This window comes from Sorangiineae bacterium MSr11367, assembly GCA_037157805.1.
Taxonomy (GTDB): Bacteria; Myxococcota_A; Polyangia; order Polyangiales; family Polyangiaceae; genus Pendulispora; species Pendulispora rubella.
The window spans coordinates 3,396,345-3,413,851 of sequence record CP089983.1 but is presented as its reverse complement, the minus strand read 5'-3'; the positions used below and the strand labels follow the sequence as shown (position 1 = coordinate 3,413,851).

15 protein-coding genes and 1 tRNA gene are annotated in these 17,507 nt (G+C 64.7%); 9 read left to right on the top strand and 7 right to left on the bottom strand.

What is annotated here, in order from left to right:
• Window positions 1-36 precede the first annotated feature (36 nt).
• Both LVJ94_13825 and LVJ94_13820 read right to left on the bottom strand, forming a co-directional pair.
• Window positions 37-855 (bottom strand): helix-turn-helix domain-containing protein, encoded by an 819-nt coding sequence (locus LVJ94_13825; protein WXB08310.1) that lies wholly within the window; start codon window positions 853-855, stop codon window positions 37-39.
• Between the two features lie 10 nt (window positions 856-865).
• Entirely contained in the window at window positions 866-1,588 is a 723-nt protein-coding gene (locus LVJ94_13820; GenBank protein WXB08309.1) for a flavin reductase family protein, read from the bottom strand.
• Window positions 1,589-1,667: 79 nt separating this feature from the next.
• Here LVJ94_13820 and LVJ94_13815 point away from each other — a divergent pair, with 79 nt between their 5' ends.
• Both LVJ94_13815 and LVJ94_13810 read left to right on the top strand, forming a co-directional pair.
• Window positions 1,668-2,999 (top strand): beta-lactamase family protein, encoded by a 1,332-nt coding sequence (locus LVJ94_13815; protein WXB08308.1) that lies wholly within the window; start codon window positions 1,668-1,670, stop codon window positions 2,997-2,999.
• 136 nt (window positions 3,000-3,135) lie between these two features.
• Window positions 3,136-3,645, top strand: coding sequence for a hypothetical protein (locus tag LVJ94_13810; GenBank protein WXB08307.1), 510 nt, complete (start codon window positions 3,136-3,138; stop codon window positions 3,643-3,645).
• 34 nt (window positions 3,646-3,679) lie between these two features.
• On the opposite strand, the gene LVJ94_13805 is transcribed toward LVJ94_13810, so the two are convergent.
• Both LVJ94_13805 and LVJ94_13800 read right to left on the bottom strand, forming a co-directional pair.
• Entirely contained in the window at window positions 3,680-3,934 is a 255-nt protein-coding gene (locus LVJ94_13805) for a hypothetical protein (GenBank protein ID WXB08306.1), read from the bottom strand.
• A gap of 247 nt (window positions 3,935-4,181) precedes the next feature.
• Window positions 4,182-5,642 carry a beta-1,6-galactanase gene (locus LVJ94_13800; GenBank protein ID WXB08305.1) on the bottom strand — a complete coding sequence of 487 codons (1,461 nt, stop codon included), beginning with the start codon at window positions 5,640-5,642 and terminating at the stop codon, window positions 4,182-4,184.
• 274 nt (window positions 5,643-5,916) lie between these two features.
• On the opposite strand from LVJ94_13800, the gene LVJ94_13795 reads away from it, so the two are divergent.
• From LVJ94_13795 to LVJ94_13785, 3 genes are all read left to right on the top strand, one after another.
• Window positions 5,917-6,801, top strand: a complete 885-nt coding sequence (locus tag LVJ94_13795) for a M23 family metallopeptidase (GenBank protein WXB08304.1) — start codon at window positions 5,917-5,919, stop codon at window positions 6,799-6,801.
• 258 nt (window positions 6,802-7,059) lie between these two features.
• On the top strand, window positions 7,060-7,479 hold the full coding sequence (locus LVJ94_13790; GenBank protein WXB08303.1) for a hypothetical protein: 420 nt from the start codon (window positions 7,060-7,062) through the stop codon (window positions 7,477-7,479).
• 157 nt (window positions 7,480-7,636) lie between these two features.
• The gene (locus LVJ94_13785) at window positions 7,637-8,461 is read left to right on the top strand and encodes a hypothetical protein (GenBank protein ID WXB08302.1); all 825 of its coding nucleotides are present in this window, start codon (window positions 7,637-7,639) and stop codon (window positions 8,459-8,461) included.
• 313 nt (window positions 8,462-8,774) lie between these two features.
• On the opposite strand, the gene LVJ94_13780 is transcribed toward LVJ94_13785, so the two are convergent.
• Window positions 8,775-8,846: transfer RNA gene (locus LVJ94_13780), tRNA-Gly, on the bottom strand.
• A 156-nt stretch (window positions 8,847-9,002) separates the two neighbouring features.
• Here LVJ94_13780 and LVJ94_13775 point away from each other — a divergent pair.
• Window positions 9,003-10,874, top strand: coding sequence for a glycoside hydrolase family 71/99-like protein (locus tag LVJ94_13775; GenBank protein WXB08301.1), 1,872 nt, complete (start codon window positions 9,003-9,005; stop codon window positions 10,872-10,874).
• Here the strand turns inward: LVJ94_13775 and LVJ94_13770 are convergent.
• Entirely contained in the window at window positions 10,855-12,258 is a 1,404-nt protein-coding gene (locus LVJ94_13770; protein WXB08300.1) for a right-handed parallel beta-helix repeat-containing protein, read from the bottom strand. The genes LVJ94_13775 and LVJ94_13770 overlap by 20 nt on opposite strands.
• 137 nt (window positions 12,259-12,395) lie before the next feature.
• On the opposite strand from LVJ94_13770, the gene LVJ94_13765 reads away from it, so the two are divergent.
• Window positions 12,396-13,490 (top strand): pectinacetylesterase family protein, encoded by a 1,095-nt coding sequence (locus LVJ94_13765; protein ID WXB08299.1) that lies wholly within the window; start codon window positions 12,396-12,398, stop codon window positions 13,488-13,490.
• A 1-nt stretch (window position 13,491) separates the two neighbouring features.
• Here the strand turns inward: LVJ94_13765 and LVJ94_13760 are convergent, their stop codons facing one another.
• Window positions 13,492-14,742 carry an ROK family transcriptional regulator gene (locus LVJ94_13760; protein ID WXB08298.1) on the bottom strand — a complete coding sequence of 417 codons (1,251 nt, stop codon included), beginning with the start codon at window positions 14,740-14,742 and terminating at the stop codon, window positions 13,492-13,494.
• A gap of 46 nt (window positions 14,743-14,788) precedes the next feature.
• On the opposite strand from LVJ94_13760, the gene xylB reads away from it, so the two are divergent.
• Window positions 14,789-16,216 carry a xylulokinase gene (xylB, locus tag LVJ94_13755; protein WXB08297.1) on the top strand — a complete coding sequence of 476 codons (1,428 nt, stop codon included), beginning with the start codon at window positions 14,789-14,791 and terminating at the stop codon, window positions 16,214-16,216.
• Window positions 16,213-17,379, top strand: coding sequence for a xylose isomerase (gene xylA / locus LVJ94_13750; protein WXB08296.1), 1,167 nt, complete (start codon window positions 16,213-16,215; stop codon window positions 17,377-17,379). Before xylB ends, xylA begins: the two co-directional genes overlap by 4 nt.
• Window positions 17,380-17,507: the final 128 nt, after the last annotated feature.

Sequence of the window (17,507 nt, the reverse complement as noted above, 5' to 3'; positions counted from 1 at the left end):
CCGGGTATTGAACAAATGCGACGGCGTCAGCGCGTGTCAGCCAGGGCTTGCCTGCGCGCGACGAGAACTCCGCACCACCTGGGCAAACTGCCCCGGTGTTAGGCCGGCCAGCCCGCGAAAATCGCGATTGAAATGCGCTTGATCGGCATACCCGAGCTCGCATGCCAGCGCGGCGAGGCTGGTGCCGGGGTCGAGCTCGATGCGCTCCTGGGCATCGGAAAAGCGAATCAACCGCGCCATGGCCTTGGGCGAAACGCCGGCGGCGTCTTTGAACCGTCGCTCGAGTTGGCGCACGGAAAGGCCCAGCTCCGCAGCCAGTGGGGCGATGCGGGCGGCCCCGCGGGACTCGTGGAGCTCGAGCCCCGCCGCGTCCACGGCCTCCTGCGCATCGTCGCCCTTCGGCATGCGGGCGAGCAGCCAGGCTTCGACCTGGGCCAGGGCTTCCGGGCCGCCGCCCTCGTCGAGCAAACGCACCACGCGCCGCCCGAGCTCCTGCAGCTCGGGCCCCACGTCCGTGCAGATTCCTTGCAAATTTTCGATGCGCAGCAGGCGGGAGGCGCACCATCGGTGCATGGCCACCGAGGCCACCCGGGTCAGGCCACGCGCCACGAGGCACCCCGGCGCCGTCCGCGTTCCGAACACGAACACCGGCGGCAGCGCACGCGCTTGGCCATCGGCCCCCTCGAACCAGCACGCCCCCGTATAGAACTGAAGCTCGATGTACGCGTCCGGCAGGATCAGATGCCGCTCGGTGGCGGGGGTGTGAACCTCGGCATGCAGACCGCACCGGCGAACGGTGGTGCGCAAATCCGGATGCGCGGCCCGCCCGCCTTGGTCCAAAGCCTCAACCTTCACGTCGAGCATTTTAGGCACGCGCGTCGCGAAGTCGAGGTCCGTCCGGGACCGAGGCCGACGGATGCGGAGCCAACCGGGCGCGGTCGACGTCGGGGCTTCGGTACATCGACTCCTGGATCTGGCTCAACGTCGACGCGTGCACTTGCTCGTCCGCGAGCCCGTAGAATTTCTGAAAGCTCATGATGAGCGGCCGCCATTTGTCGGGGTCGACGCGATGGGAGTCTCCATCCATCAGAATCGAGGTTTCGAGGTGCACGCGCTGGACGCGCACCTCGAAGGTGACAATCCGGCCGGACAGCGCAGGATCGTCTTCCCCAATGCCGTGCTTGGCAGCGACCACCGCCTCGAGCTGCACGGGGCACTCGTGCACACGCGGCGCCGCCACCGTCTCGGACGGCACCGGGGTGAGCCCGGCCAATTCGAACTTGGCGCGCTCGTACCGATAGCCGCGCGCGACCTTGAACGGCGGCACCGGATTCATTCCCGTGGTGAGCGCCAATCGATTGACCGCAGCGACCTGCATCTCCGATGGCAAATTGAGCACGCATTGGCGCGTCCTGGTCATGTTCTGCGCCGTCTTCGAGCCTGCCCCCAACCCCAGCACGCAGCGCCATCCGAGCCAAAAGGCCGACGACATGGGCGCAAGATTGTACGAGCCGTCTTCGTTGACGGTGCTGATCAAGACCACGGGCGTACCGAAATAGAGAATCGCAGGTTCACTCGGGATGTGCATGGGGCACAATCATGGTGGTCCTCCTCGCGGGAAACACTCCGGACCTTGCTTTCGATTCGAACGACCTCAAAACCGGTGCATGGCTTTGCTTTTCGTACCTCGGAAGGTCTTTGCGTTGGTGATGGCGGGCGCCTCATGCCTGAGCATCGCGTCGTGCGGCGGCTCGGAGCGACATTCCTCGAATGTTCCCGGCGCGGCCGTGCCGGCGGAGCGCGTTTCGCGGTTCGAGGCACCGGAGCCCTTCTTTCCACGCGGCGAAGGCACGGAGCTCGGACTCGATTCCGATGCCCTTTCAGCGTTGATCGCGTCCGCGCAGGCGTCACGCTCGGATGCCCTCATTCTCATCAAAGAGGGTCATGTGGTCGTCGAACGCTATTTTGGCCATCGCCCGCGCCCCATCGCCACCATGTCCGTGACCAAGGGCATCGTCTCCCTCGCCATTGGCGCGCTCATCGACGAAAAGAAGATTGCGAGCATCGACGCTCCACTTGCAACCTGGTTTCCGGAATGGGCCGAAGGGCGGAAAGCCTCCGTCACGCTCCGTCACGTGATGACGCACACCTCTGGGCTCGAACATCAAGGCCCGGCGAGGAAACTCTACGACCAAGCAGACCGACTCGCGTATGCACGTCAATTGCCCGTGGTCGAACAACCGGGCAAGCGTGTCTCCTACAACAACGAAGCGGTGGAGCTTCTTTCGGGAATCGTTCGAATCGCCGCAGGAAAGCCGCTAGACGACTACATGCGTGAGAAGTTCTTCACCCCCATGGGTATCGTCGACTTCACGTGGGACAAGGACAAAGCGGGCAACGTGCAAGCATTTGCCGACCTAAAATTGTTCCCGCGCGATCTGGCGAAGTTTGGCCAATTGATGCTCGATGGCGGGCGATGGAACGGCCAACAGCTCGTCTCCTCGACATGGATTGCGCAGTCGACCTCCCCTGCCCGCGCGGACAGCGAAATAGGGTTGCTCTGGTGGGTCGCCTACACGTCGCTCGAGTATGTTCAGTCGGCCGCGACACGTGAAGCCTTTGGCCAATGGGGATTCACGGCAAGTAGCAAGCTCGCCCCGCTCGATGGGCGCATTTTCAACAATGCGACGAACTACTATGAGACTGCGACGGCCCTGCTCACGAACGACGAGATGTCGTCCTTGTTCCGCGTGCGCGGTCTTCCCGATAGCCCCAAATTGTTCGACGTCCGCCGGGGAGAGCCCATCGGCTTTCACCACGATGGCTCGAATGGTCAATTTCTCCTCGTCTACCGGCCTTGGCACATCGTGGCCGTGCGTCTGCACGATCCGGGCGATGAACCGCTCGAGACCCTGGCCCAATACATGGCTGAGGAACGAGAGCACGGATTCTCCGGCTTCCCGGAGGCCGTCCGCGCGACGGTTCGCCGTGGGAAATAGCGCGTGCGGCTTCTGCTGCGGGCATTACGCATCTGCTTCCATCGCAGCGGAGCCCATGTCATCGATGCAACGTTTTCGCTCAACCGCACGAAACAGCCTATTCACGCGTCGCGGGAGGAAGTAAAAATCGCTCACCATGCGAAACGTGTTCGGAGCTGCTCTGCCGAAAACGGACGCCGGCCATCGCGGTCCGCGCGATCTCTCCGCGCGCGTGCGTGCCCTGCTTGGCACCGTCGATGACGAAGATCGGGCGGAGCTCATCGGTTTGGAGTTGTGGGACCTATCGCCTGAGACGAACCCGTTCGGCGTCGAACAAATCGTCCTCGCGGCAGAATCCTTGGTGCTGGCGGTGCGGGGCCCCGAAGGGCACCCCATAGGCCCGGGCAGTACGCGCACACGCTCCCTTGCCGCCCACCATCGAGCCCAAGCGACCCAGGTGCAGCTGCGAGAACTCCTCAAGCAGCTCGATGAGGACGAACGCGCGCGGCTCCTCGCCGAGGCCATCGAGAATCTATCGGACGATATCGGCGATTACGCCATTCGATCCATCGAGCGTTACGCGGAAAAGGCACGACACGAAATCCTCGAACCGCATCGCTCTCACCTGGCCTCCGCGTGGCACGACGACGATCTGTGGGTCGATTGATTTCCAAATACGTCGAACGAATCCTGCGAGAACGCTATTCGTGCAGGACGTCTTCGGCGTCGGATGCCGTCGCCGCGCGATGAATCCAGCGGTCGAGGACGGCGAGATCGAGGCACGATAGGATCCGTGCCCGCACGGCACTGCTCACACGAACGTCGCGCGCCGAAAGTACGGCGAGAACGGCTCGAGCCTTCACCTTTGCAGCCTCTTGGCCGACAGCCAGCTCGAGCGCTTCGGCGAGCTGGCGCTTGAAGATTTCACTTTTGAATTTGTAATTGGAAAAATTCATTCTCCGAGGCTCCATCTCGGCCTGCGAAACGCCCACCATCGCGGGCCATCATGGGTTCACCTCTTTCGATGACAGGCGCGCCTTTCCGAGGCTCCAAGAAGCGCAGATTCGGGTTGCCTTCGAACCGATGTCACGAATGTTACGCCGCCGTCCTGCGACGATGGACGTTTCCTCGTTCCAGCGGCGTCGCCGATAGAAAAGTGGCGCGTGAGCCGGACGAAGCACGACGACGTGCGCTCGGATCCGATCAGAGGGTCACACCGTCGATTTCGAAGGTTTGAATCGTATTGGCGGGAAACCACGACCAAAAGCGTTTGCCCTGCAAATTTGTATCGGCGTGATATCCATAGTGCTCGCCCGCCCCGGTCCCGATCGTCGTAGCCCACCGTGGTACGAGCCCCGATTGCCCCGCGACGGAGGCAAAGCGCGACAAGTCGTAGTTGATCCATTGCGCGGTGCCATAATTCGTCGTCACGATGACCAATTTGCGCGCCGCCGCATCGTAGGCGGCCACCGTGTTGCCCTCGCCGCCGTCGAGGATGCGCATCCCGGGGCGAATGTGCCGCGCGTACTGTGCCAGCACGAAATACTTGTTGTTCACTTGCCCCAACGTGCCCGCCCCGCCGTTGGCGTAGATCAATCCCCAATTGAGGCCGTCGAGCGCTTGCCAATAGACCCACGCCGTGGGGTGGAGCCAGCGAAAATCCAAATTGAGATTCGACGCCAACGCATTTCCGCTGGCGTCGTTTTCTCCATACTCCGAGTTCCAGATCTTTCTCCCGGCGGCGGAGGCCGTCGAGTAGAGCAGATCGCGGCGCCCGTTGCCGTATTGATACCCGTGCACGTTGATGCGCCACACGTTGCCACGGGCCTCGGCGCTCAGCGCATTCCAGGTGTCCCGTGCCGTGTCGTAGGCGGTCTCGTCCGAGCCGGAGACCGCCATCCAACCAAGGCCGCGCGCATCGAGCTCCGCGCGCAGGTAGTTGATCACCTGCTGCTGAACGCCCACCCCGATGTGGCACCCTTCCTGTCCGCCGTCGGCCTTCCACCACGTGGCCGAGGGTTCATTGAAGGCTTCCACCGAGCTGAAATCGATGCCCCAGTGGTCGTGCGCATACCGCGCGATGGTTGCCAGGTACACCGCGTGCTGCCGGTAGTTCCACGATTGCAGATTCTCTCCGCCATCGGCCGCACCGGAGGGGTTGTGGTTGTAGAGCATCCACCACATGGGCGAGTTGGAAAAGAGTTCGAAGACGTTGGCACCGCGATCGCGTGCCTTCCACATCATGTTGCGCTGGGGCGAATCCGCGTACCAGTTCCAGCTGCTCGAGCTCGGGTCGGCACTGAACCAATCGAGCCAGTATCCTTCGATTTGCGTATATTTCGAAATATTCGGCGAGGCCACCATCGATTGGCCGTTGATGCTGTTCCACGTCGAGCCACCGGCGTTGTAACGCACGATGTTCAGACCCAAGCCGGGGATGTCCTGGTTGTCATAACGGACCACGTTGCGCGTAAAGAGAATATCTGCCACGTCATCGCGGTTGCCGAACGCATTTGCCCACCACGCCAACGACGTCCCCCACCCCTCCCACGTGCCCCAATGACTCTGAGCGTTCACCGTGGTCGTGTAGTCCGCATGCGCCACCCCCGGTGCAACCGCCAGAAGAACGCCGCACGTGCCAGCTACGAAGGCCGATACCCTCATGTTCATTTCCTCCTCTTCCTACCCAAGCGAGCCGCCGGTTACTTCATCACGATATCGCCAGGTTGGTTCGTCCATCGCACGCCGGTGGTTACTCGGTTGCGCAGTGTGCTTTGGCGCTTCCCTTTCGTGCGGCGGGTCGCCCGCACATCGGGCTGCCGCGCCCGACGCAGCGACGCCGGTATGCCAAACGGCGGCGAGCGCGCCGGCTTTGGCTCCTGCCGCCGGAGCAACGTCCTCGAAAATCGACGAGGTGGCCGCGGAATTGGTGCGCAAAATGAACGCCAAGGATGCACCGGGCATGGCTTCTCTTTTCGGGGACGGAATGCGCGAGGCTTTCCCCGTGGAGAAACTGACGCGCATCGTGGATGGCCTTCTCGAGGCCAAAGGGCGAATCGAAAGTTCGTCCCGCGTGGAGCCTCCGCAAGACGAGAATGAAGGCTTCTACCGCTTTCGAACGGAACGCGGTGAATGGCGCGTGGAGCTCCACGTCGACCCGAGCGGAAAAGTATCCGGATTGAAGTTCAACGAGCCACCGGCCCCGGCCCCTCCCGTCGTTACGAGTACCGTGTCGCTAGGACTACCCTACCGCGGACAATGGTTGGTCCATTGGGGAGGCGATCGTCGCGAGGTGAACGCCCATGTGGACAATCCGAGCCAACGACGAGCCGTCGACCTGGTGGTGGTCGGCCCCGATGGCAAAACACATCGCACCGACGGCCGGACGAACAAGGATTACCACGCCTACGGACGAGAGGTCCTCGCCGTGGCGGACGGCGTCGTCGTCGCCGCGGTCGACGGAGTTCAGGAGAATGAGCCCGGCGAGGAGAATCCGTACCTCGTACCCGGCAATATGGTCATCTTGAAGCACACCGATCATCTGTATTCGTTGTACGCGCATCTTCAACCAACCAAGTTGCGGGTGAAGGTCGGTGCACGCGTCAAGAAGGCGGCGGTCTTGGGCCTATGCGGCAATTCGGGAAACTCGACCGAACCGCATCTCCACTTTCAACTACAGGATGGCCCGCGACTCGAGGATAGCTGGGGCATCGAAGCCGTCTTCGACGACGTGACGGTGGCGCACGAGAAGAAGACGGGCCGCGTGATGCACTACACCTTTCTAAAAGGCGACCTCGTCGGCAATCCGGGAAACGCCTTGTAGGATCGGGCACAATCGATTGCTCCGGCATAATATCAATTACCAAAATTGGCGCATCGTGACACCCTTTTCGGTGAAGTATCGGCGATGCTGGGCCAAAAATCCGCCCCCGCGCCACTGGCCCTTGCCCACATTTGGGCTGCACGTCGACACACTCGAAGTGCGCCAGACCAAGGCCGCGGAAACGAAAAGGCGCTCCGATGGCGCAGAATTCATATCTATCTCTTGACGCCCGATAGGGTACCGGTAGCTTCGCCGTCTATGGATCTCAAAAATCAAATCAACAAACTCGCAGAAGATTTCGCGCAGGGCGTGCTCGCCGCCATGCGCAGTGCCTCCCTCGATGAGCTCGTGGGGGCAGGCGCCCGCACGGCTTCCGCGCCGGCAAAATCGAAGGCGGCCGCCGCAGCACCTCGGCCCGCCCGCGGTGGCGCGCCGGCGAAATCACCTCGTGGCCGTGGCGGGCGACTGCATCGCCGCTCGGACGAGGAGATTGGGGCCGTGGGCGATAACATCATCGGGCTCCTCAAAGCCCACCCCGAAGGTTTGCGCGCCGAACAAATCCGCGCGGAGCTGGGGCTCGAGGCCAAGGAACTTCCCCGGCCGCTCAAGGACCTCGTCGCTGGCAAGAAAGTCAAGACCAAGGGCCAGAAGCGCGCGACGACGTACTTCGCAAAGTGAGGGATGGCCGAGGCCCGCCCTCCAGCGGGCCTCCGGCGAATGGGTTGGAAATCGAGCCGGCGATGAATTGCAATCGTCCCAAAGCGTTGCGAAAAGGCCGCCGCACCTTGTGGGATGTCCGCACCTTGTACCTCCGGGTGCCGATGCGGCATCGTCGATGACGATGTACCGAGACGGATTGGCGGGGCTGTCGAACCAAATCGTAGAAAAGCGCGCAGCTTTCGCGAGCCTCGAGCGAGAGATTTCGCCGCTGTTGTATAGCCTCTTGCCGGCTCACGTCCGAGAGGCCGTCTCCGACTGCTACCCGCGTGCGTTCGCAGCCGTCGATGAGGGCAACATGGCGTCGCTCGTCCATATCGTGGGCGCGCTGGATGCGTTGCTGGCGATCTTCGAGGACGCGCGCCTGGAGGCACCGAATCTTCGACGGTGCCCCGACGAAGTCCCCAATCCGCCGTCACCCGCCGAGGAAGGGCCATGGCTCATCGAAGAACGGCCTTCACTCGAGTTTCGCGCCGCGGTGGCCAGTTGGCTAAAAGACTTCGTACCGGGTGCCCGCCTCGAGCGGTGGGGAGACTTCGGTTACATTTCGAAATTCCGTGTCGAGGATGTCCCGCTCATTTTCACCACGAGAATGGTATTCGCGAACGTATCGGGGCAGCCGACGTTCATCGAGATGATTTTGCCTGGGAGTGCAAACGGTTTTGCGAGCGCGTTGCGCACGAGCATTCCGGAGGCGCTTCCCGCCTTTGGCGTGCAGAAGGACCGCTTCTGGGGTGCAGAGACGTCTCTATCGGTGCTCACCGATCCGGTTCGTCGCGCCTTGATGGCGATGGTGGACGAGCGTCCCACGCTCCACGTCGGTCATGGTTTGGCGCATCTTACGTGGTCGGGGCCTTGGACGAAGGACGTTGGGGCACGTGCCATTCCCAAAGCGGCCCTCGACGCCGTGGTCGGCGTGCGACAAGCGGTCGCTTTCGCATAGCGGGCCGACGGCGAGTCCCTGATCGGCCGGTATCGCAATCCGCCGCCTTGGGAGAGTAGACACCCGGGCACTGAAGGATGCTACCGGGCTGCGCGTCCGAACAAGGGACGGCTTCCGCTTCATGCGTGTTGCGGGATCCTATGGCCCGGGCGGCAAGTACAAAGACGCTATCGCTCTGATGATGATTCTTCGCGCCGTCATCCATAGCGGCGCCTCGCCCCACTAGCGAAGAGCAGAGATCCAACGAAAAAAGCTAGCTAGGGTAGCGACCCTAACTAGCTCAATTTTCCGATGGACTTGGTTTAGTCTTAAGAGCGGGAGAAGGGATTCGAACCCTCGACGTCCACCTTGGCAAGGTGGCACTCTACCACTGAGTTACTCCCGCGTCTCTGAGGGCGCTGAATCTCGTCGATCGGACCTCTTCTGTCAACGCGAAGGTGGAGGGGCCGTGTCGTTTTTTCGAACCGAGGTCGCCCTCGCCTCAATCGAGGATGGCGCAAGCGGCTCGCCTTGACATCGCCGTCGCGCCTGCCAGGGATCGATGATGATCATCATCATTAAACGATTTCGTGGGATTTTAGGGGCACTGGCACTGGCAACGGTGGCGGCGGCGGGTTGTGTGGGCGCGGAGCAGGAGGCTGCGCCGGGTGCAACCGCTGCCCCGGAGGGCGAGACGAGGCAGGCGATCGTCAGCCAAGGCATCAAGGACAAAGTCATCGCGGGCTACCAGGGGTGGTTCACCGCCTACGGGGACGGCTCGCCCGTGGAGCGTTGGAGCCACTGGTCGCGCGGTACGTACCAATCGAATGCGGGGGCGCCGGCACCGGGGTATCAGTCGTTCGAGCTATACCCGGACGTCTCCGAGTATTCGGCCGCATCGCTCTTTCAGACCGGGTACGCGCCGCTCGGCAATGGATCGCCCGCGAAGCTCTTTTCGTCGTACCCGACGGAGGTCGTGAACAAGCACTTCGCCTGGATGCAGCAGTACGGCATCGACGGCGCGGCGCTGCAGCGGTTCGCGGGGGAGCTGCGCGATTCCGTCTTCAAGGCACACCGCGACAGCATCGCCACCAAGATGAAGAACGCGGCCGAGGCCACCGGGCGGCTCTTCTACCTCATGTACGACATCACCGGCATGGACGAGGCGACCTTCGTCCAGAACGTGCAGAACGATTGGACGAGCACCATCGTCGGGCAGCTAAGGCTCACGTCGTCGTCGCGCTATGCCGTGCAGGACGGCAGGCCCGTCGTCTCGATCTGGGGGCTGGGCTTTACCCACAATCCCGGAACGCCGTCGCAGGCCGCGGCGCTCATCGATTGGTTCCATGCGCAAGGGGTCTACGTCATCGGCGGCGTCCCCACGAACTGGCGCACGAGCACCGGGGACTCGAAGCCGGGATTCGAAGCGACCTACGCTAAGTTCGACATGATCTCGCCGTGGACGGTGGGGCGCTACAAGACCGACGGCGAGGTGGACAACCACCGCAACACCTACCTCGTGCCCGATCGCGACTACTGCAACGGGCGCGGCATCGCCTACCAACCCGTGTTTTTCCCCGGATTCGCCTGGTCCAATTGGAACGGTGGCCCGCGCAACGATTTCCCGCGACGCCAGGGAAACCTTTTCTGGAGGCAGGCCGTGAACATCCGCGAGGCGGGCATCCCGGCCGCCTACATTGCCATGTTCGACGAGTACGACGAGGGCACGGCCATCGCGAAGGCGGCCGAGGACTCGTCGATGGCGCCGACGAATCAGTACTTCCTGACACTGAGCTCCGATGGCGCGTACGTCTCCTCGGACTTCTATCTCCGCCTGGCCGGCAAGGCCACGCGCATGATCGAGCGGCTCGATCCGGTCAGTGCGCAGGTTCCCATCCCGCTCACCGCAGGGCCGGTCTTCTTCCGAAGCGGCGCCGAAGAGACGGATGCCGCGCTGTCCTGGAACAACACGACCGAGGCGATGCAGGGCGTGACGGGCGCGGAGTTCGGCGCGGTGTCGGGCGAGCCCGTTCATGCGGCGAGCCGCTCCTTCCGTCTCGCCGGGCGCGACACGCAGACCACCGCGTCGCATGCGTACTTCAAGGCGTTCGACGTCAACATCCCGGTGCAGTCTTCGACGCAGCTGTCGTTCTGGACGTACCCACAGAACAGCCTCGGGCAGCACATCACGGTCGATCTGATCATGACCGACGGTTCCACGCTCCGTGATTCGGGCGCGACGGACTTGAACGGCGTGAGCATGCACCCGGGCGCGCCGCGCGGAACCGTCAATGCGTGGACACAAACGCGCTCACGCATCGGCCAGTGGCTCGCCGGCAAGACGATCGACCGCGTCCTCATCGCGTACGATTACGGTCCGCTCACCGGCGACTTCCGCGGTTACGTGGACGACATCACGATCGCCAACCCGTAACGCGACGGCGCCGCGCGAAGAGAAACCCCAGCACCAGGGCGGATGCGGCCGCACCCGTGCCGCCTCCGCCCCGGCCAGGGGCCATGTCGCAACCGTCATCGCCACCGCCACCGCCCGCATCGGCGCCCGCGTCACGGGGCCCGGCGTCGAAGGAGGCATCGAGCCCCGCATCGCTACCAGCGTCCGTGCCCGCATCGGTATCGGTGCCCGTGCCCGCGTCAGCGTCCGTGCCCGCATCGACGTCCTCCTGCACCTCGTACGCGCCGATGTCGACCGCGGCACCGGAGATGCGCGCTCGCCCCCGTTGATCCGTGGCCGGCAATGAGGCGTTGTCACCCGCGTTGATTGCCGGGCTGCCGGCGAGAAGCGCATGCGTCTTGGTCAATCCGCCGTTGTCCGCGAGGTCGCCCGCCATGGGCGCCGTGCTCGGCTTGTCGGTGGCGTCGGCCAACTGGCACGTGGCATCACTGGAAAGGTTATGCCCCTTCGTGGTGATGTTCATCCGCGCGACCCGGCAGCGATCGCCCGTGCCGGAGAGGATCGTGTTGCGCAGCGAGAAGGTCGCAGCATGATCCGCCAGGACCGATGGCGCGGAGCCACCGATGGCCGTCACATTGAGAAGCTGGAAGGTGACTCCATCGCTATAGGTCCAAAAGTCACCGCCCAGACGACCGATGTTGCCCGAGAAGGTCGAGTTGGTGACGACCGCCGTACCGCCTTGAAGCTGCAGGCCGCCCACGCCTCGTGCGCCGTTGTTGCCCGATAGAGTGCACCGGTCGATGGTGAGCACGCGCGCCGCGGGCGGAAATACGATGGCCGTCGTCGCGTTGTCGGAGATGACGCTGTCGGTGATCGTGGCCGTGTTGAGGGCATAGATGGCGGCGTTCCCGCCCTTGTTCCCCGAAATATTCGTCCGCGTGATGGTCAGCGGTGCACTTGCGTAAATGGCCGAGCCCATGTCGGCCGCGTTGTCCGCGAGAACGCTGTCGGAGAGGCTCAACGAGCCGGAGCGAACCTCGATGCCACCGGCGCGGTCGCCGTCACCACCGGCAATCGTCACACCGGAGATCTCGACCGCCGCCGCGACGACGAAAACCGTAAAGCGCCCGCCGGTCTTTCCTCGCACCGACAGATTCGCCGCCCCCGGCCCGACGATTTTCGTCGCCTGAGCGATGTTCGGCAATGCGGTCGCCAGGCTGATCGCGCCCGTCGCCGTCAAGTTGATCGTGTGCGGCCCTGCCGCCGCATTCGCTTGCGTGATCGCATCGCGCAACGAGCCCGCCCCCGCATCCCCCGTCGTCGTCACCGAAAACGTGGCCGCGTGAGCACCACCGGCCATCGACGTCCCAACCGCCGCGATGCAAAGTCCGAAACGTACGCGCATCGAGCGAGCGTACCGCCACGCCCCCCGTCCACGGTAGAGCGGGCGCGAGCAATGGAGTGTTGCGCGGGTAACCAAAATGCTCCTTGACGATAATGATGACGTACATCATTTTTCCTCGGATGCGTCACCGCCCCTCGATGGTCACCTCGGCTCTGGGTTTGGGCGCGTGCCTCGCGCTCGCGGCCTGCAGCAGCGACGACGCACCGCAGGAAACCGCGGCGCAGGAAAACGTCCCCTCGGCTGTGGCCGCGGCAAGTCCAATTCAAGCGCCCGCGCGCACGTGGACGTGGGTCGACTTCCCCGGCGCGCGTTGCCGCGACGGCTCCGGCACCGGTATCGGCGTCAACTGGGTCCCCGGGTCGAAGAAGGTGCTCATCTACCTCGACTCGGGCGGCGCCTGCTTCAGCAAGTGGAGCTGCGACAACAACCGCGCCAACGGTGGGCCTCGTTCGGGCAACGATGGCATCTTCAACCGCGGCAATTCGGCGAATCCATTTGCAGACTACAACCAAGTGTTCGTGCCTTATTGCACCGGAGATTGGCACGCGGGCAACAGGCCCCAGGGCAACGTACCCGGCGTCGGCCCGCAGCAGTTCGTCGGGTACACGAACCTGGATCTCTTCCTCGATCGCATCATCGCCACGTTTCCCGATGCATCGCAGGTCGTTCTCACCGGCTCGAGCGCCGGCGGCCTCGGTGCCTTCTACAATGCGTCGCACGTCGCGCGCCGCTTCGGCAACGTGCCCATGGTCGCCATTCCCGATTCGGGCCCGCCCACCCCCACGCGAACGGCCCCCGCGTGCTTCCAGGATCTCATGCGGCAGCTCTGGAACCTGGATGCGACCGTGCTCGCCGACTGCGGCGGCGACTGCCCGAAGAAGAGCGACTTCCTCGTCGACCTCACGATGCACTACGCACGCGGTGCGAACCATCGCACGGGCATCGTCAACGCGTACGACGACGCCGTGGACATCGAGTGGTACAACATGGGCGGCCAGGCCTGCTCACCGCCCGCGGCGCGCTTCTCCACCGCCGACTGGGAAGCATCGCTCCGCGATCTGCGGCAGACCGGCGGGGGCGCCCGGAACCGCTTCGCCACGTACTACGTGCCCTCCACCGGCCACGTGTGGCTCGTGGGCGGCCAGTTTTTCTCCACCTCCGTCGGCGGCACGCGCATGACGGATTGGACGCGAGATCTTCTGAACGGCACGTTCCGCGACGTCGGACCGTAGTCTATTCCTCCAGCAGCAACGCGGGATCGGCCGTGACGCGGGAGGCGACGCTTCCCGCGGCGCCCAGCACGGCCGCGCCCCCCGCGAGCTCCGAGACGACCAGCGGCGGCAGCACATCGCGCAAGGTGCCCGCCCCCTTCGCGAGCGCTTTCTCGATCGACGGCTTGGCCCATGGTGCCAGCGGGGAAAAGATGCCGCCGAGCACGATGGCGTCGGGATCGAACAGATTGACCACCGCCGCGAGCGTCGCGCCCAGCGCCTTGCCTGCCCTCCGCACGGCGCTTCGCGCGCGATCGTCCCCCTTCGCGAGCCGATCGACCAACGCCGCAATCGACCCACCCGCGCTCGCCGCCGACGTGACCGCCACGGCATCGAGCCCCGCCGCGCGCAAGATGGCCTCCTGCCCCGCCATCTGCTCCAGGCAACCGCGTGCGCCGCACCCGCACCGCGCCCCGCCCGGCTCCACCACGATGTGACCGAGTTCGCCAGCGAATCCGTGCGCCCCGCGGAAGACGTTTCCGCCGACCACGATGCCGGCGCCAATGCCGATCTCGCCCGACACGTGCACGAAGTCCCCGAGCTGGGCACCCGCGCCAAACCAGAGCTCCCCCAACGCCGCAAGGTTGGCCTCGTTGTCGTATTCGACCGCGAGCCGAAGCTCGGGCAAGCCTTCCTGAAGAAGCTTTTGCACCGGAACGTCGCTCCATCCCAGGTTGGGCGCACGGCGCAAAAACCCGCGTTCGCGATCGAGCAGGCCCGGTAAGGCGACCGTGGCCCCGGCCACCGAGAGCCCTTGGTGCGACGCCGAGCCGAGGGCCTCTTCCGCGAGCCTCGCCAGCGATTCCACCACCGCTTCGGGGGGGCGGCCGCGGTGATCCGCCGCGACCACGTGCCGGTAGCGCACGCGCCGCGCGAGATCGACCACGCACGCCGCGAGGTAGTCGACGTTGATCTCGAGACCGAGCCCGGCGGCACCTGCCCCGTGAACGGAGACGGCCGTTCCCGGCCGCCCGCGGCGCTCTCCCTCGTACAAGATGCCGCCTTCGCGAACGAGCCCCGCATCCACCAGCACCGCCAACAGGTTCGAGACGGTGGTTTTGGTGAATCCCGTCATCTCGGCCAGCCGGGCGCGGGTGATGCGTTGATGACGCACGATCTGGTCCAGCACGAGCGCAAGGTTGCGGTCGCGCATGGTCCCATGACGCACGGGGCCAACGCCCCATCCTTGCTCGCCGGCCTTGATCGCCATCATTTGTCCATATAGTTTACGAATTCGATTTCGCTACAAAAGAGGCCTTATGAGCAGCGAACCATTGGTAGCAGGTATCGATTCGTCCACGCAATCGACGAAAGTGGTGCTCTGCCGCGCCCGTGACGGCGCGGTGGTCGACCAAGCGTCCGCACCGCACCCCAACGGCACCGAGTGCGATCCACGGCATTGGCAGCTCGCCTTGGAGCAGGCCAATGGCTTGCTCCGGCGCGCGGCGGCGGTGGCCGTGGCGGCGCAACAACACGGCATGGTCGTGCTGGATGCGGGCGGTACGGTGATCCGGCCCGCGATCCTGTGGAACGATACGCGCTCGGCACCGCAGGCTGCGGCCATCGTGAACGATCTGGGCGGCCCGGCCGCCTGCGCGTCGCTTCTTGGAAGCGTCCTCGTGGCCTCCATGACGGTGACGAAGTTGCGCTGGCTGGCCGAACACGAGCCGGCCAACGCCGCGCGTACGGCCACCGTGCTCTTGCCGCACGACTGGCTGACGTGGTTGCTCGGCGGGCGCAAGTCCCCCACGACGGATCGCGGCGATGCCTCGGGAACCGGCTACTGGTCCCCGGCCAAGAACGCGTACCGCCCGGAAATCGCGGCGGCGGCGCTGGGCCATCCCGTGGAGCTTCCGCGCGTCGCCGGTCCGAACGAGATCGTCGGTGAGACGGAATGGGGCGCCCTCGTGGCGCCGGGCACGGGCGACAACATGGGGGCCGCGCTGGGCCTCGGGCTCGCGCCCGGGGACGTGGTCGTGTCGATTGGCACCTCGGGCACTGCCTTCGCCGTGAGCGACGTCCCCGCGGCCGATGCCTCCGGTCTCGTGGCCGGCTTCGCCGATGCGACGGGCCGCTTCCTCCCGCTGGCGTGCACGCTGAATGCGACGGGCATCCTCACATCGACGGCCAAGCTGCTCGGCTGCTCCTTGGACGAGTTGTCCACGCTGGCCCTCGCGGCGCAGCCTGGGGCGGGTGGATTGACCCTCCTTCCGTACTTGGATGGCGAGCGCACGCCGAATCGGCCCGATGCCACGGGCGTGCTGCGCGGGCTCACCACGCGCAACGCCACGCGCGAAAATCTAGCCCGTGCCGCGGTGGAAGCGCTCCTCGCGTCCCTGGCGGACGCCGTCGATCACCTCGTGCAACAAGGCGCGCGCCCGCAGCGCGTGCTGATGATCGGCGGCGGCGCGCGATCGGAGGCCGTGCGGCGTTTGGCCCCGCAGATCTTCGGCATGAAGGTCAACGTTCCCGAGCCTGCGGAGTACGTCGCGCTGGGTGCCGCACGGCAGGCCGCATGGGCGCTCGCCGCCACGCCGCACCCGCCGGAATGGCCCGCCGCCCCCGCACGCGAGTACGAGGCCGCCCCCACGCCGCACGTGCGCGCGCGCTACGCGGACCTTCGCGATGCCACCGATGGATGGAAAGAAGCGCCACACGCAAACGAAGACGGAGGAGACAATCGATGAGCAAGGATCGCTATACCCCGCGCCGGGAAGACAAATTCTCCTTCGGGATCTGGACGGTGGGCTGGCAGGGCGTCGACGTGTTCGGCCCGGCCACCCGCGCACCGATGGCGGCCGATCGCGCGGTGCGCAAGCTCGCCGAGCTCGGCGCCTACGGCGTCAACTTCCACGACAATGACGTCTTCCCCTTCGAGGCGTCCGCCGCCGAACGGGACCGACGCGTCGGGGCCTTCCGCAAAGCCCTCGACGAGACGGGCGTGGTGGTGACCACGGCCACGACGAACCTGTTCTCCCATCCCATTTTCAAGGACGGCGCCTTCACCTCGAACGACCGCGACGTGCGCCGCTTCGCCTTGCGCAAGGTCATGGACAACCTGGACCTCGCCGCGGAGCTCGGCGCCTCGATCTACGTGTGTTGGGGCGGCCGCGAGGGCGCGGAGACGGGCGCGGCGAAGGACATGCGCGTGGCGCTGGATCGCTACAAGGAGGCGTTCGACGTCCTCGGGCAGTACGTGCTCGACAAGGGCTACAAGCTGCGCTTCGCCATCGAGCCGAAGCCCAACGAGCCGCGCGGCGATATTCTCTTGCCGACCATCGGGCATGCCCTCGCCTTCATCGAGGAGCTCGCGCATCCGGAGTTGGTCGGCCTCAACCCCGAGGTGGGCCACGAGGAAATGGCCGGCATGAATTACACCCATGGCCTGGCGCAGGCTCTCTGGCACAAGAAGCTCTATCACATCGATTTGAACGGGCAGCACGGGCCGCGCTTCGATCAAGACTTGCGCTTCGGCGCCGGCAACTCGCGCGGTGCATTCTGGGTGGTCGATCTGATCGAGTCGAGCGACTACGACGGGCCGATTCACTTCGACTACAAGCCTCCGCGCACCGAGGACGACGACGGCGTCTGGGTCTCGGCCGCCGCCAACATGCGCAACTGGCTCATTTTGCGCGAGAAGGTGCGCGCCTTCCGCGCGGATCCCGAGGTAAAAGCGGCACTAAAAGAGGCGCGCGTGGACCAACTCGCGATTCCAACCTTGGCCCAAGGCGAAACCTGGCGCACCGTCCGCGACTTCACCCCGGACATCGAGACCCTCGCCAAGCGCGGCGCCGCCTTCGAGCACCTCGACCAACTCGCCCTGGAACACCTCTACGGCGTGCGCAGCTAAGAGAGAGAATTCACGGGAAGACGGGAAGACGGGAAGATCAGAGAGAGTTTTTGGTGTTTTCATGGGTCTCGTTAGACCAATTGAAAACTCACAAAACCTTCCCGCCTTCCCGCCTTCATGTAAATCAT